The organism is Micromonospora wenchangensis (genome assembly GCF_002210435.1).
Lineage (GTDB): Bacteria > Actinomycetota > Actinomycetes > Mycobacteriales > Micromonosporaceae > Micromonospora > Micromonospora wenchangensis.
Map to the genome: position 1 here is coordinate 21,510 of NZ_MZMV01000038.1, position 20,549 is coordinate 42,058.

The 20,549-nt window shown below is 74.1% G+C and carries 20 protein-coding genes; 12 read left to right on the forward strand and 8 right to left on the reverse strand.

Annotated features, from left to right (window positions below; translation table 11 throughout):
- The first annotated feature begins 62 nt into the window (after positions 1 to 62).
- The gene (asnB, locus tag B5D80_RS21125; protein WP_088645650.1) at positions 63 to 2,024 is read left to right on the forward strand and encodes an asparagine synthase (glutamine-hydrolyzing); all 1,962 of its coding nucleotides are present in this window, start codon (positions 63 to 65) and stop codon (positions 2,022 to 2,024) included.
- A 108-nt stretch (positions 2,025 to 2,132) separates the two neighbouring features.
- Here the strand turns inward: asnB and B5D80_RS21130 are convergent, their stop codons facing one another.
- Positions 2,133 to 3,266 carry a lytic polysaccharide monooxygenase auxiliary activity family 9 protein gene (locus B5D80_RS21130; RefSeq protein ID WP_088645651.1) on the reverse strand — a complete coding sequence of 378 codons (1,134 nt, stop codon included), beginning with the start codon at positions 3,264 to 3,266 and terminating at the stop codon, positions 2,133 to 2,135.
- A gap of 338 nt (positions 3,267 to 3,604) precedes the next feature.
- On the opposite strand from B5D80_RS21130, the gene B5D80_RS21135 reads away from it, so the two are divergent.
- Positions 3,605 to 4,537, forward strand: coding sequence for a carbohydrate kinase family protein (locus B5D80_RS21135; protein WP_088645652.1), 933 nt, complete (start codon positions 3,605 to 3,607; stop codon positions 4,535 to 4,537).
- An 88-nt stretch (positions 4,538 to 4,625) separates the two neighbouring features.
- Here B5D80_RS21135 and B5D80_RS21140 read toward each other — a convergent pair whose 3' ends face one another.
- Positions 4,626 to 5,456, reverse strand: a complete 831-nt coding sequence (locus B5D80_RS21140; RefSeq protein ID WP_088645653.1) for an MBL fold metallo-hydrolase — start codon at positions 5,454 to 5,456, stop codon at positions 4,626 to 4,628.
- Entirely contained in the window at positions 5,453 to 5,857 is a 405-nt protein-coding gene (locus B5D80_RS21145; protein ID WP_088645654.1) for a thioesterase family protein, read from the reverse strand. The genes B5D80_RS21140 and B5D80_RS21145 overlap by 4 nt, the downstream gene beginning before the upstream one ends.
- A 123-nt stretch (positions 5,858 to 5,980) precedes the next feature.
- Here B5D80_RS21145 and B5D80_RS21150 point away from each other — a divergent pair, with 123 nt between their 5' ends.
- Positions 5,981 to 7,012 (forward strand): phosphatase PAP2 family protein, encoded by a 1,032-nt coding sequence (locus B5D80_RS21150; RefSeq protein WP_088645655.1) that lies wholly within the window; start codon positions 5,981 to 5,983, stop codon positions 7,010 to 7,012.
- Here the strand turns inward: B5D80_RS21150 and B5D80_RS21155 are convergent, their stop codons facing one another.
- The 3 genes from B5D80_RS21155 to B5D80_RS21165 are packed head-to-tail and all read right to left on the reverse strand — an operon-like array spanning position 7,013 to position 9,272.
- A complete protein-coding gene (locus B5D80_RS21155) occupies positions 7,013 to 8,530 on the reverse strand; it encodes a PH domain-containing protein (RefSeq protein WP_425437226.1) in 1,518 nt (505 codons plus the stop codon).
- Positions 8,527 to 9,045: a PH domain-containing protein gene (locus tag B5D80_RS21160; RefSeq protein ID WP_245854839.1), complete on the reverse strand. Its 519-nt coding sequence runs from the start codon at positions 9,043 to 9,045 to the stop codon at positions 8,527 to 8,529. Before B5D80_RS21160 ends, B5D80_RS21155 begins: the two co-directional genes overlap by 4 nt.
- Positions 9,042 to 9,272: a hypothetical protein gene (locus B5D80_RS21165; protein WP_088645658.1), complete on the reverse strand. Its 231-nt coding sequence runs from the start codon at positions 9,270 to 9,272 to the stop codon at positions 9,042 to 9,044. The genes B5D80_RS21160 and B5D80_RS21165 overlap by 4 nt, the downstream gene beginning before the upstream one ends.
- Before the next feature lie 265 nt (positions 9,273 to 9,537).
- Between B5D80_RS21165 and B5D80_RS21170 the strand changes: the two genes are divergently transcribed.
- The 7 genes from B5D80_RS21170 (at position 9,538) to B5D80_RS21200 (ending at position 16,741) form a co-directional block, all read left to right on the forward strand.
- A complete protein-coding gene (locus B5D80_RS21170; RefSeq protein WP_088645659.1) occupies positions 9,538 to 10,644 on the forward strand; it encodes an AAA family ATPase in 1,107 nt (368 codons plus the stop codon).
- Complete coding sequence (locus B5D80_RS21175) at positions 10,623 to 11,633, forward strand: DUF58 domain-containing protein (protein WP_088645660.1); 1,011 nt, start codon at positions 10,623 to 10,625, stop codon at positions 11,631 to 11,633. Before B5D80_RS21170 ends, B5D80_RS21175 begins: the two co-directional genes overlap by 22 nt.
- Complete coding sequence (locus B5D80_RS21180; protein WP_088645661.1) at positions 11,630 to 12,580, forward strand: VWA domain-containing protein; 951 nt, start codon at positions 11,630 to 11,632, stop codon at positions 12,578 to 12,580. The genes B5D80_RS21175 and B5D80_RS21180 overlap by 4 nt, the downstream gene beginning before the upstream one ends.
- A 716-nt stretch (positions 12,581 to 13,296) precedes the next feature.
- Complete coding sequence (gene fabG, locus B5D80_RS21185) at positions 13,297 to 14,001, forward strand: beta-ketoacyl-ACP reductase (RefSeq protein WP_088645662.1); 705 nt, start codon at positions 13,297 to 13,299, stop codon at positions 13,999 to 14,001.
- Between the two features lie 23 nt (positions 14,002 to 14,024).
- A complete protein-coding gene (gene fabI / locus B5D80_RS21190; protein WP_088645663.1) occupies positions 14,025 to 14,792 on the forward strand; it encodes an enoyl-ACP reductase FabI in 768 nt (255 codons plus the stop codon).
- 95 nt (positions 14,793 to 14,887) lie between these two features.
- Complete coding sequence (locus tag B5D80_RS21195; protein ID WP_088645664.1) at positions 14,888 to 15,919, forward strand: ferrochelatase; 1,032 nt, start codon at positions 14,888 to 14,890, stop codon at positions 15,917 to 15,919.
- Positions 15,920 to 15,961: 42 nt separating this feature from the next.
- Positions 15,962 to 16,741 (forward strand): HAD-IIA family hydrolase, encoded by a 780-nt coding sequence (locus B5D80_RS21200; RefSeq protein ID WP_088645665.1) that lies wholly within the window; start codon positions 15,962 to 15,964, stop codon positions 16,739 to 16,741.
- A 37-nt stretch (positions 16,742 to 16,778) separates the two neighbouring features.
- Here B5D80_RS21200 and B5D80_RS21205 read toward each other — a convergent pair whose 3' ends face one another.
- Positions 16,779 to 17,573, reverse strand: coding sequence for a hypothetical protein (locus tag B5D80_RS21205; protein WP_088645666.1), 795 nt, complete (start codon positions 17,571 to 17,573; stop codon positions 16,779 to 16,781).
- Between the two features lie 254 nt (positions 17,574 to 17,827).
- Here B5D80_RS21205 and B5D80_RS21210 point away from each other — a divergent pair, with 254 nt between their 5' ends.
- Entirely contained in the window at positions 17,828 to 18,640 is an 813-nt protein-coding gene (locus B5D80_RS21210; protein ID WP_088645689.1) for a DUF3097 domain-containing protein, read from the forward strand.
- Between the two features lie 27 nt (positions 18,641 to 18,667).
- Here the strand turns inward: B5D80_RS21210 and B5D80_RS21215 are convergent, their stop codons facing one another.
- Positions 18,668 to 19,981 (reverse strand): serine hydrolase domain-containing protein, encoded by a 1,314-nt coding sequence (locus tag B5D80_RS21215; protein WP_088645667.1) that lies wholly within the window; start codon positions 19,979 to 19,981, stop codon positions 18,668 to 18,670.
- Between the two features lie 94 nt (positions 19,982 to 20,075).
- Between B5D80_RS21215 and B5D80_RS21220 the strand changes: the two genes are divergently transcribed.
- Positions 20,076 to 20,549, forward strand: coding sequence for an NfeD family protein (locus tag B5D80_RS21220; RefSeq protein WP_088645668.1), 474 nt, complete (start codon positions 20,076 to 20,078; stop codon positions 20,547 to 20,549).

The following is a 20,549-nucleotide window of genomic DNA, read 5'->3' on the forward strand; positions in this document are numbered from 1 at the left end:
GGAGGGGGACAGAGCCTGCGGTGCCGCGCGGGCGGATTGCGTCGCGTGGAAAGATGTCGGCCATGTGCGGACTCCTGGCCTTCTTCAGCGCGAACGGCAACGCCGCCGCCCACCGCGACAACATCGCGGGGGCGTTGGAATGCCTGCACCACCGCGGACCGGACGAGACAGGGGTCGAGGTGGTCGGCGACGCCACCGGCCACTACGCCGACGGGGTGTTCGCGCACAAGCGGCTGGCCATCATCGACGTGGCGTCCAGCCACGAGCCGCTGCCCTACGCGGGCGGTCGCTACCTGCTGACCTTCAACGGCGAGATCTACAACTACATCGAGCTGCGCGAGGAGCTGGTCCGCACCTTCGGCGCCCAGTTCGCCACCGCCGGGGACGGCGAGGTCATCGTCGCCGGCTACCACTACTGGGGCGAGCAGGTGCTCACCCGGCTGCGCGGCATGTTCGCCTTCGTCATCTGGGACCGGCAGGAGCGCCGGGCGTTCGGCGCGCGGGACTACTTCGGCATCAAGCCGCTGCACTACCTGGAGACCGCCGACGGGCTCTACCTCGCCTCCGAGAAGAAGGCGCTGCTGCCCTTCGCGCACTCCTACTACCAGGGTGACGCCGGCATCGACACCGCCAACCTCAGCCACTACCTGACCCTCCAGTACGTCCCCGAGCCCGGCACCCTGCACCAGGGGATCAGCCGGATCGGCTCCGGGGAGTACCTCACCTGGTCGCCGGGGGGCCGGTTGGACGTGCGGCGCTGGTACCGGCCGGTGTTCCGGCCCGCCCCGGTCGCCGACGAGCAGCGGCTCTACCACGAGATCCGGGAGACGCTGCGGGAGAGCGTCCGGATGCACATGCGCTCCGACGTGCCGGTCGGCTCGTTCCTGTCCAGCGGCATCGACTCCACCGCCGTGGTGGCCCTGGCCCGCGAGTTCAACCCCAACATCCTCACCTTCACCGTCGGCTACGACGTGCCCGGCTACTCCGAGATCGACGTGGCCCAGGACTCGGCCCGGCACCTCGACGTGACCACGATCGCCACCAAGATCGGGCCGCAGGACATGATCGAGGCGCTGCCGAAGATCATCTGGCACCTGGACGACCCGGTGGCCGACCCGGCGCTGGTCCCGCTGTACTTCGTGGCCAAGAAGGCCGCCGAGCACGTCACGGTGGTGCTCTCCGGCGAGGGGGCCGACGAGTTCTTCGGCGGCTACACCATCTACCGCGAGCCGCTCTCCCTGGGCACCGTCAACGGCCTGCCCGGCGGGGTGCAGAAGGGCCTGCGGGCGGTCTCCAAGGCGATCCCGCAGGGGGTCAAGGGCAAGAGCTTCCTGGAGCGCGGCACCACCCCGATCGAGCAGCGCTACTACGGCAACGCCCGGATGTTCACCGAGGAGGAGAAGCGGCACCTGCTGCGCCGCTACGACCCGTCGGTGCGCTACACCGACGTCACCGCCCCGATCTACGCCGAGTGCACCGAACTCGACGACGTCACCAAGATGCAGTACGTCGACCTGTACACCTGGCTGCGCGGCGACATCCTGGTCAAGGCCGACCGGATCTCCATGTCGCACTCGCTGGAGGTGCGGGTGCCGTTCCTGGACCGGATGGTCTTCGACGTGGCGTCGACCATCCCGGTCGACCTGAAGCTGCCGCCCCGCTCCGACGCCACCAAGTACGCCATGCGCCAGGCGTTGCAGGGCGTCGTGCCGCCGGCCATCGTCAACCGCAGGAAGCTGGGCTTTCCCACCCCGACCCGGGTCTGGCTGCGCGGCGAGATGTACGAGTGGGCCCGGCACGTGCTGGCCACCTCCGGCGCGGGCGACCTGATCGACCTGTCGTACGCGATGCGGCTGCTGGAGGAGCACAAGCGCGAGGAGGCGGACAACTCCCGGAAGGTGTGGACGGTGCTGATCTTCTGCATCTGGCATGCCATCTTCGTGGCCAAGACCCTCGACCCGGGCATCCAGCGCAACCAGTCGGCGCTGCTCACCAAGCCGGTGGTCGGCAGCATGGTCCGCTGATCCCGGCCGGTCCCGTCGGCACCGACGCGACGGCACACCGGACCCCGGACGGACCGCAGGCCCCCACCCGACGGGTGGGGGCCTGCGGTGTGTGCGTTCAGCGTCGGGTCACCGGCCGGAGCAGGAGACCGTCGGCAGTCCGTTGGTGCCGGTGCTGCTGGCCGTGAAGCCGAACGTGGTCGTCTTCTCCGGTGCGATCGAGCCGTTGTACGCGGCGTTGGTGACGGTCACCGTCGACCCGCTGGTGCTCAGCGTGCCGTTCCAGACCTGCGAGATCACCTGACCGTTGGGCCAGGTCCAGCTCGCCGCCCAGCCCCCGTAGGTGCGGGTGCTGTGGTTCATGATGGTGACCTCACCCTGGAACCCGCCGGACCAGGCGCTGACCACCTTGTAGACCGCCATGCAGTCGCTGTTGCCCGGCGGCGGGGTCGTGGTCGGCGGCGGCGGGGTGGTGGTCGGCGGCGGCGTGGTGGTCGGGGGCGGGGTGGTGGTCGGCGGGGGCGTGGTGGTGGGCGGCGGAGTGGTCGGGTTGTTGCCGCTGCCGACCCCGGTCACCTGACCGTTGCCACCGTCGAAGGTGACGTCCGAGCAGCCGAAGAAGTTCTCCTGGCTGTCCGAGCGCACCCAGCGGGAGTAGATGATGTGCCGGCCGGACTTGCCCGACGGCAGGTTCCCGCTGAAGTAGTAGTGCCCGTCGTTGGTGCCCGACGCGCCCTGCTGGGGCGGGTTGGTCACCGTGAGGAACGGCTCCTCCAGGTCGCTCCAGGCCAGCGGCCGGGTCGGGCTCCAGCTGTCCTTCGTGACGTAGAAGTAGAAGGTGCCCGGGTGGTGGGCCCAGTTGCTGTACTTGAAGTCCAGCCGTGCGCCGGACGTCAGGTGGGTCAGCGGCCAGTCGGTGCGGGCCAGGTCGTACCCGGCGAAACCGGTGTTGCCGCCGCTGCACAGCTTGCCGTCGGGGATGAACCCGACGGTGCGGCCCCCGGCGTCCGAGCGGAGCACGCTGAACCAGTTGTAGAGGGAGTTGGTGCCGCTCTGGGCGACCGCGGCGGAACAGGCCGGGTTGTTCGGCCTGATCTCGCCGGTGGTGGTCAGGCCGTCCTGCCAGCACAGGTACGTCCGGCTGCCGGGGACGATCGGCGTGCCGTGCGCGGCGGCCGGTTCGGCCTGCACCGTCAGGGCCACGGCCCCGAAGGCGAGGGTGGCGGCCGCGGTGAACAACGCGGCCGTACGGGAACGGAGCACGAGCTTCTCCTGATCTGCGGGGTGGCGCGAGCGCCCGCCCCGCACGAGGGTGGGGGATGCGTCGATCGCGGCTCGGCCGGTGGCCCCGCGGGGCCGACAGGCGTGTGCCGCCGACGGTCCGTGCCCACGGACCGGTGCCTCTCGCGTCGAGCCCCAGCTGATCACCGGACGGGTGCGGCAGCCCTCCGCGCCGGCCCGGCACCCCAATACCATCACGTCCGGACGAACCCTGCAATAGCCGCTGCTCGATGGATGTGGCCGGGGTGCCCGGCCGGCCCCGATCGGCGTGGGCCGTTGTGCCAGCCTGGTAGCCGGACGACGAGGCGTCGGGAGGCGACATGGGATACGCGGTGGTGCTCGGCGAGGCGCTGATCGACCTGCTGGACGCCGAGTGCGGGGGCGGGCCGGTGTTCCGGCAGGCGATCGGCGGCGGCCCGCTCAACGTCGCCGTCGGGGTGGCCCGGCTCGGCGGCACCGCCGAGTTCGTCGGCTCCCTCGGCGACGACGTGCTCGCCGGTCGCATCCGTGCCTTCCTGGCCGACGCCGCAGTCGGGCTGACCGGCGCGGTCACCGTGGCCGCACCCACCACGCTGGCGGTTACCACCCACACCGGGGCCGAGCCGGACTTCCGGTTCTACGGCGAGCCACCGTCGTACGGCCTGCTCACCGCCGACGACCTGGACGTGGCGCTGGTCGAGGGCGCGGACGTGCTCTACTGCGGCTCGATCGTGCTGCTGAGCCCCCCGACGCTCGCCGCCGCCCGGCGGGCCTGGTCGCTCGCGCCCGGCCTGCGGGTCTTCGACCCCAACGTCCGGCCCCGCCTGCTGGCCGGCCCGGCGGAGCTGGCCGCGCTGCGGGAGGTGGTGGTGGAGTTCGCCGCCGGGGCGCACCTGGTGAAGCTCAGCAGCGCCGACGCCGCCCTGCTCTGGCCCGACGAGCCGGTCGAGGGGGTCGCCGCGTACCTGCGGGAGGTGGGCGCGGGCACGGTGGTGGTGACTCTCGGCGCGGACGGCGCGCTGGTCGCCGCCGGCCCCGACCCGGTCCGGGTGCCCGCCCCGACGGTGCACGCCGTGGACGCCACCGGCGCAGGTGACTCGGTGATGGCCGCGCTCGTCGCCGACCTGCTGGCCGACGGCGAGCCGGGCACCCCGGCCGACTGGCACGGGCGGGTCGCGTTCGCGCTGCGGGTCGCCGGCCTGGTCTGCGAGTCGCCCGGCGGGGCGGTCGCCATGCCCACCCGGGAGGCGGTCCGCCGTCGCTTCGCCGACTGAGCGTCACCCGGTCGCCGGGCCGCCCGGGTCGGCCGGTCGTGCCCGGCGCGGTGCCGGCCCGTCCGGGCCGCCCGCGACGGCCGGCGGCTCAGGGGGTGCCGTCGAGTTCCCGGTAACCCCGGCGGGCGGCGACGAGACCGGGACGCGCGCCGAACGGGGAGTCGGCGGCCACCCGCTCCGGCGGGGCCCCGCCCGTGTGCGCGGCCCGGATCAGCCAGGCCAGCTCGACCAGCCGGGCGTGCTGGGCCCGGACGAACGCCACGTCCACCGGCGTGCCGTGGCCCGGCACCACCACCGTGCCGGGCGTGGTCATCCGCAGCAGGTCGGCCACCGCGTCCGGCCACTGCAACGGGTACGACTCCTCGAAGGCCGGCGGCCCGGACTGCTCCACCAGGTCCCCGGCGACCAGCACGTCGGCGTCCGGCACGTGCACCACCAGATCCGCGTCGGTGTGCCCGTGCCCCGGGTGCCGCAGCACCACCCGCCGGCCCCCGAGGTCCAGCACCGTCTCGGTGTGCACGGTGTGGGTCGGGGCCAGCAGGGTCGTCTCGGCCAGTTCGGCGGCCAGCTCCGGCTGTGTCCCGCGCATCTCCTCGTACGCCGCCCGGCGCAGCCGGTCCGGCCGGTCACGCAGGGCGGCGGCGGCCACCTCGTGGGCGTACACCGGGCGGGGCGGGTCGGCGGCGAGCGTCGCGTTGCCGAAGCAGTGGTCGAAGTGGTGGTGGGTGTTGACCAGCGTCCACGGGTACGGGGTGACCGCCCGCGCGGCGTCCGCCAGCGCGGCGGCCTGCCCGGCGGTGGACAGGGTGTCCACCAGCAGCGCCGCGCCGTCACCGACCACCAGCGTGACGTTGACGTCGAGCAGCGGCTCGCGCAGCACGTGGACCCCGTCGGCGACCGCCGTGAACCGGAACGTCACGACGCCCGCACCGCCCGTGCCACGAAACGCTGCCGGTCGACCAGTGCCCGTTCCACCCGCCCCGACGCCACCGTGGTGTCACCGTCGGTCACCGTCACCGTGAACAGCAGCCGCCGGCCGTCGGCCTCGACCAGCCGGGCGTGCGCCACCACCGTCCGCCCGACGGGAGTGGCGGCCAGGTGCGCAAGCTCCACCCGGACCCCGACCGTGGTGCTCCCGGCGGGCATCCCGGGGGCCGTCGCGGCCACCGTGGCCGCCTCGGCGAGGGCCAGCACCCGGGGGGTGGCCAGCACCGGCACGTCACCGGAGCCGACGGCCGCCGCGGTGTCGGCCTCGGTGACGGTCAGTTCGACCCGGGCGGTCAGCCCCGGCGGGAACGGGACGTCCGGTTGTTCCTGCATGCGCTCAGCCTAGTGGGGGGTCACCGGGACCGACCGGACGACGGGCCGGCCGGGACACCCGCCCGTCGGCGCACCGGTGGTCGGCGGTGGTCGATGCGTTGCCCACCGTTAACCTTGACCGCGATGGCCGTTGTGACTGAGCCCCCGCCCCCCGTCCCGACCGACACCCCCGACCCGTCCGTCGGTGGGCGACGGCGGGTGACAGCGATGTCCGTCTGGGCCGTCGCCTTCGTCGTGACCTGGCTGGCCATCGGCCTGCCGACCGACCCGGCGTACGCCTTCCTGTGGATCTGGGCCGGCACCATCGCCTGGAACTGGGGCCGGCCGTGGCGCAGTCACCTGCGGTTCGCCCGGGACTGGATCCCGGTGGTGCTGCTGCTCGCCGTCTACAACCTGTCCCGGGGCTTCGCCGACAACGGCCGCACCCCGCACGCCTACGAACTGATCGTCGCCGACCGGGTGATGTTCGGCTGGGCGACCGGGGGCGAGGTGCCGACGGTCTGGCTCCAGCAGCACCTCTACCGGCCCGACGTGCGCTGGTGGGACGTGCTGGTGAGCTGGGTCTACTTCTCCCACTTCGTGGTGACGCTGGCCGCCGCCGCCGTGCTCTGGATGCGCAGCCGCGAACGCTGGGCGGCGTACATGCGGCGCTGGGGTTTCCTGTGCGCGGCGGGCCTGGTCACCTACTTCGCCTACCCGGCCGCGCCGCCGTGGTGGGCGGCGCAGAACGGCCTGCTGAGCGAGGTCGCGCGGATCTCCACCCGGGGGTGGAAGGAGTTCGGCATGCACGGCGCGGGCAACCTGCTCAACGCCGGGCAGATCGCCTCCAACCCGGTCGCCGCGATGCCCTCGCTGCACACCGCCTGGGCGCTGTTCGTGGTGCTGTTCTTCCTGCGCTCGGCCCGTCGCCGCTGGTGGCCGCTGCTGCTGGCCTATCCGCTGGCGATGACGTTCACGCTGGTCTACAGCGGCGAGCACTACGTCATCGACGTCCTGGTCGGCTGGGCGTACGTGGGGATGACGTTCCTGGTGGTCGGGCTGGCCGAGCGGGCCTGGCGGGCCCGCCGCGCCCGGCGCGGTGCCCCCGCCGACGGTCCGCCGCCCGGCGGATCCGCCCCCACCCCGGTCACCGTCGGCGGGAGCGCCGAACGCTGATCAGCGGGCACGGCGGGCGGCGTGCGCCCGCGCCGTCAGCTCAGCGGCGAGCGCCCACGCCTGCGCCAGGTCACGGTCGTGCGCGGCGGCCCCCGACCCGCCGGCCGTGTCGACGTGTACGGTGGCCAGCCGCAACCGGCGCTGCGCCGGCCCCTGCACCACCCGTACGCTCTGCATCCGGGCGTACGGCACCAGCGTCAACTGGCGGGTGAGCAGGCCGGAGCGGACGGCGAAGACCCGCTCGTGCAGCCCCGCGCCGAGCACCCGGGCGGTGAGCGGGCGCAACCAGCGGGCCCGGCCCGGCGGGGGCGTCAGCGGCAGCGCGGTCAGCGCCACCCCCGGCAGCACCTCGTCGACGATCGCCGCCCCGACGGTCAGGTCGCCGACGGGCAGCAGCCGGTCGGGCCGGTTACGGTCGTCGGCCTCGCCGCCGGAGTAGCCGGCGACCTCCAGCCGCAGCCGCAGCCACCCCTTCATCCGCCAGAGCAGCGGCCAGGTCACCCCGACCGTCTGCACCCGCTCCAGCGGCACGGTCTGCACCCGGGTCTCCAGCAGGCCGTTGTGGATGCGCAGCCGGTCGGCCTCGCGGGCCAGCCGGAAGTTCCAGTCGTCGAGGACCCGCCGGACCGGTTGCAGCAGCACGCCGGCCATCGCGGTCAGGGTGCTGGCCACCGCGATGAACGACCAGGAGCCCTCGGAGAGGAACTGCGCCACCACGAAGGCCACCCCGATCGGCAGCAGGAACGCCTGCGGGGTGAGCAACTGGCTGACCAGCAGGTCGGTGTTCGTCACCGCGTGCAGCGGCCGGCCGGTCGGCTCCCGGTCGGCCGGCCCGGCGGCGTCCCCGTCGGCCGGCGCGACGCCCATCGCCTGCGGGGCGGGGCCGGTGGTCGCCCCGTCGGGCAGGCCGGCGGCCACGGCGAGCAGCCGGTGCCGCAGCCGGGCCGCGTCGGCGACCGAGAGGTACGCCAGCGGCGCCTCGGTCTTGCCGCCGCCGACCACCTCCAGGCGCAGCTCGGCCAGGCCGGTGAGCTGCGCGAGCAGGGGGCGGACCACCTCCACGGCCTGCAACCGTTCCAGCGGGATCGCCCGGGTGCGCCGCCACAGCAGCCCCTCGTGCACCCGCAGTTCCCGCCCGACGATGTGGTAGCCGGTGTTGTACCAGCTCACCACCGCCAGCACCGTCGCGCCGAGGGCGAGCACCGCCACCAGCACCGCGAACCAGCCGAAGCCGACCCGGGACAGCGTCGACCAGGAGAGCCCGGCGATCACCACGACCAGGGACTTCGCCCCCTGCAGCACCGGGCTCAGCGGGTGCAGCCGTTGCCGTGGCTCGGCACCGGCCGGCCCGGCCGTCCCCACCGCCGGGGCGGCCGGAGCCGCCGGGAAGTCGGGAGCCGCCGGGAAGTCGGGAGCCGCCGGATGCGGCGTCCGCGGCGCATCCGGGACCGGCGGAGCCGCCGGGACGTCCGGGGGCGTCGGGTGGGGTGCGCCGGGGCCGGGGGAACCGTCGGTCACAGTCCCTCCGCCCGGTCCTCACCGAGGGCGGTGAGCCGGTCGCGGAGCCGGGCCGCTTCGGCCGGCCGTAGGCCGGGCACCCGGGCGTCGGTGGCCGCCGCGGCGGTGTGCAGCTGCACGGTGGCGAGATCGAAGGCGCGTTCCAGCGGGCCCGCGCTGACGTCGACGAACTGCATCCGCGAGTACGGCACGATGGACAACCGGCGGACCAGCAGCCCGTGCCGGACCAGCAGGTCGTCGGCGCGTTCGGCGTACCCCCAGGCGCGGACGGCGCGGACGATCGTCACCACCCGCCAGGCGCCGCCGAGCAGCACCAGGGCGCAGCCGGCCCCGAACAGCCAGTGCCCGCTGAACGCCCAGCCCAGCGCCAACCCGACCAGCAGCACCGCCAGGCCCATCGCCAGGCGGAGCAGTTCGACCCAGATCAGGTCGGTCGAGATGGGCTGCCAGTGGACCGTGTCCGGCCAGGGTTCCAGGGCGCTCACCGGGGACTGGGGTGGCTCGGCAGCGTTCACGCTTCGAGGGTATGCGATCCGGGGAGCGCGGTGACCTCACGGAGGAACCCGCGGGCGTCGAGGAAGTCGCCGAGGCTGCCCCGGTGGGCCGGGCAGGCGAGCCAGGTCTTGCGCCGCTCGGGGGTGTGCAACCGGGGATTGTTCCAGCGCAGCGCCCAGACGGCGGGCGCGCGGCAGCCCCGGGACGAACAGACGGGTGGCCCGCCTGCGGGGGTGGGATCGGTCACCAGGGGAGTGTAGGCGCGCACCGGGGCCGGAGAACGCGCACCGGGGCCGGAGAGGAGGTGAGCGCCGGGCGGCCACGGGGGGAGCCGCCCGGCGACGGGGTGAATCGTACACGTGGCAGGCCCCTTCGTGTCCAGCCTCGTTCAGCGATTCGGTGATCCGGACGGCGTACCCGAAATCGGGTTCTCCCCACCTCGGCTCTCAGCCGGGCATGCGAGTCTTGTTACCGCACCACGCCACGACGACCGAACATGCTGTGGAGGACCGGTGGCCCAGCCGACCACGCCCGACGCCCCGACCCCGAACGGGACGGCCCCCGAGACACCCGCGGCGGTGACCACCCCCGCCCAGGACGCCACCCTGCTGGAACGGGCCCTGTTCGAGATCAAACGGGTGATCGTCGGCCAGGACCGGATGGTGGAGCGGATGTTCGTGGCGCTCCTGGCCCGGGGGCACTGCCTGCTGGAGGGGGTGCCCGGGGTGGCCAAGACCCTCGCGGTGGAGACGATGGCCCGGGTGGTGGGCGGGCAGTTCGCCCGGGTGCAGTTCACCCCGGACCTGGTGCCGGCCGACATCATGGGCACCCGGATCTACCGGCAGTCGAGTGAGAAGTTCGACGTCGAGCTGGGCCCGGTCTTCGTGAACTTCCTGCTCGCCGACGAGATCAACCGGGCTCCGGCCAAGGTGCAGTCGGCGCTGCTGGAGGTGATGAGCGAGCGGCAGGTGTCGATCGGCGGGCAGAGCCACCGGGTGCCCGACCCGTTCCTGGTGATGGCGACCCAGAACCCGATCGAGCAGGAGGGCGTCTACCCGCTGCCGGAGGCGCAGCGGGACCGGTTCCTGATGAAGATCGTCGTCGGGTATCCGACCGACGCCGAGGAGCGCGAGATCGTCTACCGGATGGGGGTCGCCGCGCCCGAGCCGGCGCAGGTGTTCGACACCGACGACCTGCTCGCCCTGCAACGCAAGGCCGACCAGGTCTTCGTGCACAACGCCCTGGTCGACTACGCGGTACGGCTGGTGCTGGCCACCCGCAGCCCCGCCGAGCACGGGATGCCCGACGTGGCCCGGCTGATCCAGTACGGGGCCAGCCCGCGCGCCTCGCTCGGCCTGATCCGGGCCACCCGGGCGCTGGCCCTGCTGCGCGGCCGGGACTACGCGCTGCCCCAGGACGTCCAGGACATCGCGCCGGACATCCTGCGGCACCGGCTGGTGCTCAGCTACGACGCGCTCGCCGACGACGTGCCCGCCGACCACGTGGTGCACCGGGTGATGTCGACCATCCCGCCGCCCTCGGTCGCGCCCCGGCAGCAGGCGTCCCCACCGCCGGTCAGCGGCCCGCCGGCCGCCGGCTGGCCCGGACAGCACCAGTGACCGCACCGGTACGCCCGGCCGACGCCGGTGGCCAGCGGACCGAGGCGGTGCTGTCCCGCCTGCAACTGCTGGTGACCCGCAAACTCGACGGGCTGCTCCAGGGCGACTACGCGGGCCTGCTGCCCGGTCCGGGCAGCGAGGCGGGGGAGTCGCGCGAGTACCGGCCCGGCGACGACGTACGCCGGATGGACTGGCCGGTGACCGCCCGCACCACCACCCCGCACGTGCGGCGTACGGTGGCCGACCGGGAGCTGGAGACCTGGCTGGCGGTGGACCTGTCGGCGAGCCTGGACTTCGGCACCGGCCGGTGGCTCAAGCGGGACGTGGTGGTCGCCGCGACCGCCGCGCTGACCCACCTGACGGTGCGCGGCGGCAACCGGATCGGCGCGGTGATCGGCACCGGGGCCCCGCCGCCGGCCGCGCCCGCCCGCCGGTGGCGGTCCGCCCCGCCGCCGGAGCCGACCGGCCCGGGGATGCTGACCCGGGTGCCGGCCCGGTCCGGCCGGCGGGAGGCACAGGCACTGCTGCGTGCCGTGGCGCACACCCCGCTGCGCCCCGGGCGCGGCGACCTCGGCGCGCTCGTCGACCTGCTCAACCGGCCGCCGCGCCGGCGGGGCCTGGCGGTGGTGATCTCGGACTTCCTCGCGCCGCCCGCGCAGTGGGGCCGGCCGCTGCGTAAGCTGCGGGTCCGGCACGACGTGCTGGCCATCGAGGTGGTCGACCCGCGCGAGCTGGAGCTGCCCGACGTGGGGGTGCTGCCGGTGGTGGACCCGGAGACCGGGGAGCTGCACGAGGTGCAGACCGCCGACCCGCGGCTGCGCCGCCGCTACGCCGAGGCGGCCGCCGCCCAGCGTGGCGCGATCGCCACCGAGCTGCGGGCCGCCGGCGCCGGGCACCTGATGCTGCGTACCGACCGAGACTGGCTGCTGGACATGGTGCGATTCGTGGCCGCCCAGCGGCACGCCCGCACCCGGGGGACGACGCGATGATCCGTTTCATGCAACCGTGGTGGCTGCTCGCGCTGCTGCCGGTGCTGGCCCTGGCCGCCGCCTACGTCTGGCGGCAGCGCCACCGCCGGGCGTACGCGATGCGGTTCACCAACGTGGACCTGCTGCGTACCCTCGCGCCGAAGGGGTTGGGGTGGCGGCGGCACGCGGCGGCGACCGTGCTGCTGCTGGCGATGGTGGCGCTGGCCACCGGGATGGCCCGCCCGGCGATCGACACCGAGGAGCCGTTGGAGCGGGCCACCGTGATGCTCGCCATCGACGTGTCGCTGTCGATGCAGGCCGACGACGTGTCGCCGAACCGGTTGGAGGCGGCGCAGGAGGCGGCGAAGCAGTTCGTCGGTGAGCTGCCGGCGAGCTACAACCTGGGGCTGGTCTCCTTCGCCAAGGCGGCGAACGTGCTGGTGGCGCCCACCAAGGACCGGGCCGCGGTGACGGCGGCGATCGACGGGCTGACCCTGGCCGAGGCGACCGCCACCGGTGAGGCGGTCTTCACCTGCCTGGAGGCGATCCGGTCGGTGCCGGCCGATGGCGCGGCGGGTATCCCGCCGGCCCGGATCGTGCTGCTCTCCGACGGGTTCCGCACCTCGGGCCGGTCGGTGGAGGAGGCCGCGGCGGCGGCGCAGGCGGCGAACGTGCCGGTCTCGACCATCGCGTTCGGCACCGACTCGGGGCAGGTCGACATCGGTGGTCAGTTGCAGCGGGTGCCGGTGGACCGGTTGGCGCTGGCCCAGCTCGCCGAGACCACCGAGGGTTTCTTCTACGAGGCGGCCTCGGTGGCCGAGCTGAAGCAGGTCTACCAGGACATGGGCTCGTCCATCGGGTTCCGCACCGAGCCCCGCGAGATCACCCAGTGGTACGCGGGGGTGGCGCTGCTGCTGGCGCTCTGCGCGGGCGGGCTGAGCCTGCTCTGGACGTCCCGGATGCTGTGAGGCCGGCCCGGACGTCCCGGGTGCGGTGACCCGTACCCCGGACGTCCCGGGTGCGGTGATCCGGGGCCGGGGCGGCCCGGCGCGGCGGCCGGTGGCGGTCTCAGTGACCGCCGCCGGCCAGGACGAACACGACGGCCACCCAGACGGCGGCGAGGGTGAAGCCCAGCGGGGCGACGTAGCGGCTCATGAACGGCTCCGGTGGCGACTGGACGGTCCGCGGGGCGGGCGGGACCGCAGGGGTTGGTCAGGGCGCGCACACGAAGTCGTGACCGGGCTGCTCCACCGGGGCGTCCCGGCGCGGGACGGCACCACCGGCCGGTCGTCGGCCGGGGCCGCGAACGGGCGGTGCGGGGAGCGGGAGCTGGGTCAGCTCGACCGACTGAGTCGTGGCTCAGCGGGGCTGACGGACGGCCCGGCCACGACTGGGAGGATCGCTATCTCGCACAGCGATCACCTCCTGCGGTCGGCGGGGCCAGAAACGCGAGTCGCATTCGGCTCGCGGACGCCGATCATCGTACAACGGGGACACCCGCGACGCGTATTCGGCCGGTCCCGCCCCGGACGGTGGCCGTCCGCTCCCGCAGGGTGGTCGCACCGCCACCCTGGGCGGGGCGTCCCGGCCCGCCGCGCCGGGGCCGGTGGCGCACCGTTAGCGGTTACCTGTCGGTAACGCCTAGGCTCCGACCGGAATGATCAGCGGAACCGAAGGGGGACCCGTGGCCCGCACCGTGCTGGTGACCGGCGGCAACCGGGGAATCGGACTGGCCATCGCCCAGGCGTTCGCCAAGCAGGGCGACCGGGTCGCGGTCACGCACCGCAGCGGCGACGCGCCGGAGGGACTGTTCGGCGTCCGGTGCGACGTCACCGACACCGCCTCCGTCGACGCCGCGTTCACCACCGTCGAGGCCGAGCTGGGCCCGGTCGAGGTGCTGGTCGCCAACGCCGGCATCACCGACGACACGCTGCTGATGCGGATGTCCGAGGAGCAGTTCACCGGGGTGCTCGACACCAACCTCACCGGCGCGTTCCGCTGCGCCAAGCGGGCCTCGTCCAAGATGCTCCGGGCCAAGTGGGGTCGGATGATCTTCATCTCGTCGGTGATCGGGCTCTACGGCGGCGCCGGCCAGGTCAACTACGCGGCCAGCAAGGCCGGCCTGGTGGGGGTGGCCCGGTCGATCACCCGGGAGCTGGGCAGCCGCAACATCACCGCGAACGTGGTCGCCCCGGGCTTCATCGACACCGAGATGACCGCCGCGCTGCCCGAGGAGCGCCGCACCGAGTACCGCAAGGTCATCCCGGCCGGGCGGTTCGCCGCGCCGGACGAGGTCGCCGGGGTGGTCACCTGGCTCGCCTCGGACGCCGCCGGCTACATCTCCGGTGCCGTCATCCCGGTCGACGGCGGCCTCGGCATGGGTCACTGAGAACGTACGGAGGAAGCCAACACATGTCAGGACTGCTCGCCGGTAAGCGGCTGCTCGTCACCGGCGTCATCACCGACGCCTCGATCGCCTTCTCGGTGGCGAAGCTCGCCCAGGACAACGGCGCCCAGGTCGTGCTCACCGGCTACGGCCGGCTCTCGCTGGTCGAGCGGATCGCGCGGCGGCTGCCCCAGCCGGCGCCGATCATCGAGCTGGACGTGACCAGCCCGGAGCAGCTCGCCGGCCTGGCCGACCAGGTACGCGAGCACGTCGACGGTCTCGACGGGGTGGTCCACTCGATCGGCTTCGCCCCGCAGAGCTGCCTCGGCGGCGGCTTCCTCGACGCCCCCTGGGAGGACGTGGCGACCGCGCTGCAGGTCTCCACGTACTCCTACAAGTCGCTGGCCATGGCGGCGCTGCCGCTGATGTCGCCGGGCGGATCGGTGGTCGGGCTCACCTTCGACGCCACCAAGGCGTGGCCGGTCTACGACTGGATGGGGGTGGCCAAGGCCGGGCTGGAGTCCGCCTCCCGCTACCTCGCGCTGCACCTGGGCAAGCAGGGCATCCGCAGCAACCTGGTGGCCGCCGGGCCGCTGCGCACGATGGCCGCGAAGTCCATCCCCGGCTTCGAGCAGTTCGAGCAGGCGTGGACCGAGCGGGCCCCGCTCGGCTGGAGCCTCACCGACCAGGAACCGGCCGCCCGCGCCTGCCTGGCCCTGCTGTCGGACTGGTTCCCGGCCACCACCGGCGAGATCGTCCACGTCGACGGCGGCTACCACGCCCTGGGCGCCTGAGCCGCACGTGGGGGCCCCGGCGCGGGGCCCCCACGTAACCTGCGGGACCAGGGGCCGTCGTCAGGTCGTCGCCGACCGCGGGGGAGAATGACCCCATGTCGTACGACGCATTGGTGCTGGTCTCCTTCGGTGGCCCGGAGCGGCCCGAGGACGTGCTGCCCTTCCTGGAGAACGTGACCCGGGGGCGGGGGGTGCCGCCCGAGCGGCTGGCCGAGGTCGCCGAGCACTACCTGCACTTCGGTGGGGTCTCCCCGATCAACCAGCAGTGCCGCGAGCTGCTCGCCGCGATCCGGGCGGACCTCGCCGCCCACGGCGTCGACCTGCCCGTCTACTGGGGCAACCGGAACTGGGACCCGATGCTCGCCGACACCGTGGCGCAGATGCGCGACGACGGGATCACCCGGGCGCTGGCGTTCGTCACCAGCGCGTACGGCGGCTACTCGTCGTGCCGGCAGTACCAGGAGGACATCGCCGCCGCGCGGGCTGCCGTCGGCCCGGACGCCCCGGTGATCGACAAGCTGCGCCAGTTCTGGGACCACCCGGGCTTCGTCGAGCCGCACGCCGACGCGGTGCGTTCGGCGCTGGCCCAGCTCGACCCGGCCCGGCGGGACACCACCCGGCTGGTCTTCACCGCGCACTCCATCCCCACCTCCGCGGCCGCCACCGCCGGCCCGCACGGCGGCCGGTACACCGCGCAGCTTGCCGAGACCGCCCGCCTGGTGCACGCCGCAGCCGCCCCCGACCTGCCCTACGACCTGGTCTGGCAGAGCCGCTCCGGCCCGCCGCAGGTGCCGTGGCTGGAGCCGGACGTCAACGACCACCTGACCGCCCTCGCCGGGCAGGGGGTGACCGGGGTGGTGGTCAGCCCGATCGGGTTCGTCTCGGACCACCTGGAGGTGGTCTGGGACCTCGACACCGAGGCGTCCGAGACGGCCAAGCAGCTCGGCCTGGACTTCGTCCGGGCGGGCACCCCCGGCACCGACCCGAGGTTCGTGGCGATGGTGCGCGAACTGGTGGCCGAACGCACCACGCCCGACGGGCCGGCGTCCCGCCGCCGCCTCGGTGAGCTGCCGATGTGGGACACCTGCCCCACCCCGTGCTGCGTGCCCGCCGCGCGCCGCCCCTGATGCCGACGACCCGCCCTCCCCGACACCCCCTTGGGACGACAGATGCTTGACCGCAAGCCGGTGCAGAGCTGGCTCACCGACATGGACGGCGTGCTGGTGCACGAGGGCCAGCCCGTGCCCGGCGCGCCGGAGTTCGTCAACCGGCTCCGGTCCTCCGGCAAGCCCTTCCTGGTGCTCACCAACAACTCGATCTACACCCCGCGCGACCTGCAGGCCCGGCTGACCCGGATGGGATTCGAGGTGCCCGAGGAGGCGATCTGGACGGCGGCGCTGGCCACCGCCCAGTTCCTCGCCGACCAGCGGCCGGGCGGGACCGCGTACGTGATCGGGGAGGCGGGGCTGACCACGGCGCTGCACGCGGTCGGTTACGTGCTGACCGACTTCGCCCCGGACTACGTGGTGCTGGGCGAGACCCGCACCTACAGCTTCGAGGCGATCACCAAGGCGGTCCGGCTGATCAACGACGGGGCGCGGTTCATCTGCACCAACCCGGACGTCACCGGCCCGTCGGTGGAGGGCGCGCTGCCCGCCGCCGGGTCGGTCGCCGCGATGATCTCGAAGGCGACCGGGGTGGAGCCGTACTTCGTCGGCAAGCCGAACCCGATGATGATGCGTTCGGCGCTGAACACCATCAACGCCCACTCGGAGAGCACCGCGATGATCGGCGACCGGATGGACACCGACATCCTGTGCGGCCTGGAGGCGGGGCTGGAGACGATCCTGGTGCTCACCGGGATCAGCACCCGCGCCGAGACGGAACGCTACCCGTACCGGCCGTCGCGGATCGTCGACTCGGTGCTCGACCTGATCGACGAGATCTGAGCCGTACCGGCCCCTGCGGCGGGCCCGGTGGGTGCGGTCAGGGGCGCAGTGGGGCGTTGCAGGCGGCGACCAGCGCCTGCCGGCAGGCGGTGGTGAGCGGGCGCAGCGCCGCGTCGCGCTGCTGCGCCTCGTGGTTGTTGATCGCCCCGCCGGGTGCGCTCTCCCCGGCCAGCGCGAGCACCCGGTCGAGCACGGCGGCGCGGGCGAACAGCCGCCGGGAACGCGGGTCGAACCCGGGCGGCAGGTCGGTCGCGCCGTCCGGGCGACGCAGCGCGGCGAGCGCCCCGGCCAGCTCGGGCCGCCACTGGGCCACGTCGAGCCGGGTCAACGCGGCGGTGGACTCGGCCAGCGCGGTGGCGAGTTCCGCCTCCGCCTCGGCGGCCCCCGGCGCGGTCAGCGACGCCTGGGCCGCGTCGGCCGGCAGCGGGTAGACCCGCCACAGCACCGTCTCCCAGGTCATCCCGGAGCCGGAGGTGTGGGTGCGTACCTCGGGGATCAGGCCGAGCGCACCGGCCACCACGGCCTCCCCGGCCAGCAGCGCCGCCCCGGCGAAGTCGCCCGGACCGGGCAGCCCCCGGGGATCGCCCGGCGCGGGCAGCACCAACCGGATCTCGTCGGGGGAGAGCTTGGCCAGCGCCGGCAGGGCCTCGCGCAGCGGGACGTCCCGCCAGGTGCCCGGGGCGTCGGCGACCAGGTGCTCCTCGTCGCCGGCGACCGACTCGGCGACCTCGTCGAAGGGCACGAGGCCGGCCCGCCAGGCGCGTACCCAGGCCACGAAACGGCTCGACCGGCGCGCGGCCAGGGTGGCCGCGCCCGTTGCGGGGGAGGACATGCGGAAAAGGGTACGTGCTCCCCGCCGCCCCTGTCTCGACTGCCGGATCGTCGGCTGTCCGGTCCGCCCACCGCCGCAGGTGGCGGGCCGTGCGGGCACACGGTCACGGGCCGGTGCCGCCCGGTCGCGCACCCGGCGTGCCGCCGCGTGGCCCGGTCGCGCCGCCCGGCGGGCCGGACCGGACGGCCCGGCGTGTCGGGTCGGGCGGGCGCGTCGGGAGGTGCCGGGGCGCGACGGAGGTTAGCGTGATCGGCATGGCGGGGCGATACGGCGAGGACGTGCTGGCGGGCGACTGGCGGCGACGGAAGGTCACCCCCGAGGTCGACGCCGAACCGGATCTCGTGGTGGAGGACGCCGACTCCGGGTTCTGCGGCGCGGTGGTCGGGTTCGAGGCGTCGGCGGTGGTGCTGGAGGACCGGCACGGCCGGCGGCGGGTCTTCCCGCTGCTGCCCGCCGCGTTCCTGCTCGACGGGGAACCGGTGACCCTGCGCCGGCCGGCCCGCGCCCCGGTGCCCGCCGCCCGCCGCCGGACCGCCTCCGGGTCGATCGCGGTGGCCGACGTGCGGGCGCGGGTGGCCAAGGCCAGCCGGATCTGGGTGGAGGGCGTGCACGACGCCGCCCTGGTGGAGCGGATCTGGGGCGACGACCTGCGGATCGAGGGCGTGGTGGTGGAGCCGCTGGACGGCATCGACGCCCTCGACGCCGAGGTGCGCGGGTTCGGCCCCGGCCCCGGCCGCCGGCTCGGGGTGCTCGTCGACCACCTGGTGCCCGGCTCCAAGGAGAGCCGGCTCGTGGCCCGGGTGGACTCCCCGTACGTGCTGGTCACCGGTCACCCGTACGTGGACGTGTGGCAGGCGGTCAAGCCGGCGGCGGTGGGCATCCGGGCCTGGCCGGTGGTGCCGCCGGGCCGGCCGTGGAAGGAGGGCGTCTGCGCGGCCCTCGGGGTGGCCGAGCCGGCCGAGCTGTGGCGGCGCATCCTGTCCCGGGTGGACAGCTTCGCCGACGTGGAGACCCCACTGATCAACGCGATGGAACGCCTGATCGACTTCGTCACCGAACCCGACTGACACCCACGGCCGGCCGGCCCGGCCCGGTCAGGGCTCCTGGTCGGGGGTGCGGGTGAAGACGAAGGTGCCGATGTCCAGGCCCACCGCCCGCCCGGCCGGGTCGCGCAGCACGGCGAGGACCTCGCCGTCCTCCTCGCCGCAGCGCCCCCGCCAGCGGTCCGGACCGGTCCGGGTGAACCGCAGCGTCGGCTCGCCGGGCCGGCCGGCCCACAGCTCACCGGCCGGGTCGGCCCGGACCTCGTACTCGATGCCCATCCACCACCAGCGGCCGGTCAGCTCGGCCAGTTCCGCCGCCGGTGGCGCGGACGCCGGCCGCCAGGGCGCGACCGGGGCCGGTTCGGCGTCCAGGACCAGGGTGAGCAGTTGCCGGGACAGCCCGCCGATGTGCCCGGTGCGCAAGCCGTACGAGTTGGCGAAGCCGACCACGGCGGTCCGGCTGGGCCGGTGCACGGTGAGGGCGGCCACGTAGCCGGGCATCGAGCCGCCGTGGCCCACGTACACCCGGTCGCCGTCGCGGTACAGCTCCAGCCCCAGCCCGTGCCCGCCGCGCCAGGAGTCCAGGTCGTTGAGCATCACCGGGGTGCACATCTCGGTGAGGGTGTCGGCGGCCAGCACCTCGTCGGTGGGGTCGGCGAGGAACGCCGCCCAGCGGGCGAGGTCGGTCACCGTCGACCAGAGCTGCCCGGCGGGGGCCATCGCCCCGGTGTCGGTACGCGGTTCCTCCCGCAGCGTGTCGTGCCACGGGTGCACCACGTAGCCCCGGGCGTACGGCTCGGTCTCCCGGTAGGTGGTGCGGCGCAGGCCCAGCGGGTCGAGGATCCGTTCGGTGAGCAGCCGCGCCCAGGGCGTCCCGGTGATCCGCTCCAGCACCCCGCCGAGCAGCCCGTACGCCAGGTTGGAGTAGTGGTAGCCGCGCCAGGCGGGGTAGCCGACCTTGTCCGTGGTCACGCCGGCGACCAGGGTGGCCAGGTCGGTGCCCTCGGTGCGTTCCCACCAGGGGCCGTCGGGCTCGCGGAGCAGGCCGCTGGCGTGGCCGAGGAGCTGGCGCAGGGTGAGCCCGCCGACGGCGGTGCCCGGCAGGTGCCGCTCCAGCGGGTCGTCCAGGGTGAGCCGGCCGGCGTCGCGTTCCCGCATGACCAGCGTGGCGGTCATGGTCTTGGTGATCGAGCCGAGCCGGTACTGCAGGTCGGCGTCGGGGCGCGGGTGGTCGCCGGCGGTGGCCAGGTGGACCAGCGTGCCGTCCCGGACGATCCCGAGCGCCAGGGAGGGGGCGCGCCCGGCGGCCTGGGCCTGCGCCACGAGGGTGTCGATCCGGCGGGCGGTCTCGGCGAGCAGGGTCACCAGCAGCTCCTTCGCGGGGGTCGGTTCGGGACTGAACCGAGCTTACTGATCATCAGAAGTGGGTGGATTCGCGTGGACGTGTCACGATCGAGGGGTGGACGCCGTGGTGTGGATCGTGCTGGGTGTGCTGTTGGCCGTCGCCGAGATCTTCACGACGACGCTGTTTCTGATCATGTTCGCGGTCGGCGCGTTCGCCGCCGCCGGGGCCGCCGCGCTGGGTGCGCCAGTCGCCGTGCAGGCGGTGGTCTTCGCCGTGGTGTCGGCGCTGACGGTGGCGCTCGCCCGGCCGACCATCCGCCGGCACATGCGGCCGTCGCTCGACAGCGGCGAGCAGCCGTTCGGGGTGCAGGCGCTGGAGGGCGCCACCGCCCTGGTGATCGAGCAGGTCGATGCCGAACAGGGCATGGTGAAGATCGACGGCGAGTTGTGGACGGCACGTCCGTACGACGCGACGCAGACCTTCGCGCCCGGTGCGCGGGTGCAGGTGATAAAGGTCCAGGGCGCGACCGCCCTGGTGTGGCAGGACGACATTTCCTCCCCCGGCGAGCTGCCGGAAGCGAAAAGGTGA

What these genes read in the sequence shown, in the direction of transcription:
- asnB (WP_088645650.1), top strand. Translation starts at nt 63, where the DNA reads ATGTGCGGACTCCTGGCCTTCTTCAGCGCGAACGGCAACGCCGCCGCC.
- B5D80_RS21135 (WP_088645652.1), top strand. Translation starts at nt 3,605, where the DNA reads ATGGGATACGCGGTGGTGCTCGGCGAGGCGCTGATCGACCTGCTGGAC.
- B5D80_RS21145 (WP_088645654.1), bottom strand. Translation starts at nt 5,857, where the DNA reads ATGCAGGAACAACCGGACGTCCCGTTCCCGCCGGGGCTGACCGCCCGG.
- B5D80_RS21150 (WP_088645655.1), top strand. Translation starts at nt 5,981, where the DNA reads ATGGCCGTTGTGACTGAGCCCCCGCCCCCCGTCCCGACCGACACCCCC.
- B5D80_RS21180 (WP_088645661.1), top strand. Translation starts at nt 11,630, where the DNA reads ATGATCCGTTTCATGCAACCGTGGTGGCTGCTCGCGCTGCTGCCGGTG.
- fabI (WP_088645663.1), top strand. Translation starts at nt 14,025, where the DNA reads ATGTCAGGACTGCTCGCCGGTAAGCGGCTGCTCGTCACCGGCGTCATC.
- B5D80_RS21195 (WP_088645664.1), top strand. Translation starts at nt 14,888, where the DNA reads ATGTCGTACGACGCATTGGTGCTGGTCTCCTTCGGTGGCCCGGAGCGG.
- B5D80_RS21200 (WP_088645665.1), top strand. Translation starts at nt 15,962, where the DNA reads ATGCTTGACCGCAAGCCGGTGCAGAGCTGGCTCACCGACATGGACGGC.
- B5D80_RS21205 (WP_088645666.1), bottom strand. Translation starts at nt 17,573, where the DNA reads ATGTCCTCCCCCGCAACGGGCGCGGCCACCCTGGCCGCGCGCCGGTCG.
- B5D80_RS21210 (WP_088645689.1), top strand. Translation starts at nt 17,828, where the DNA reads ATGGCGGGGCGATACGGCGAGGACGTGCTGGCGGGCGACTGGCGGCGA.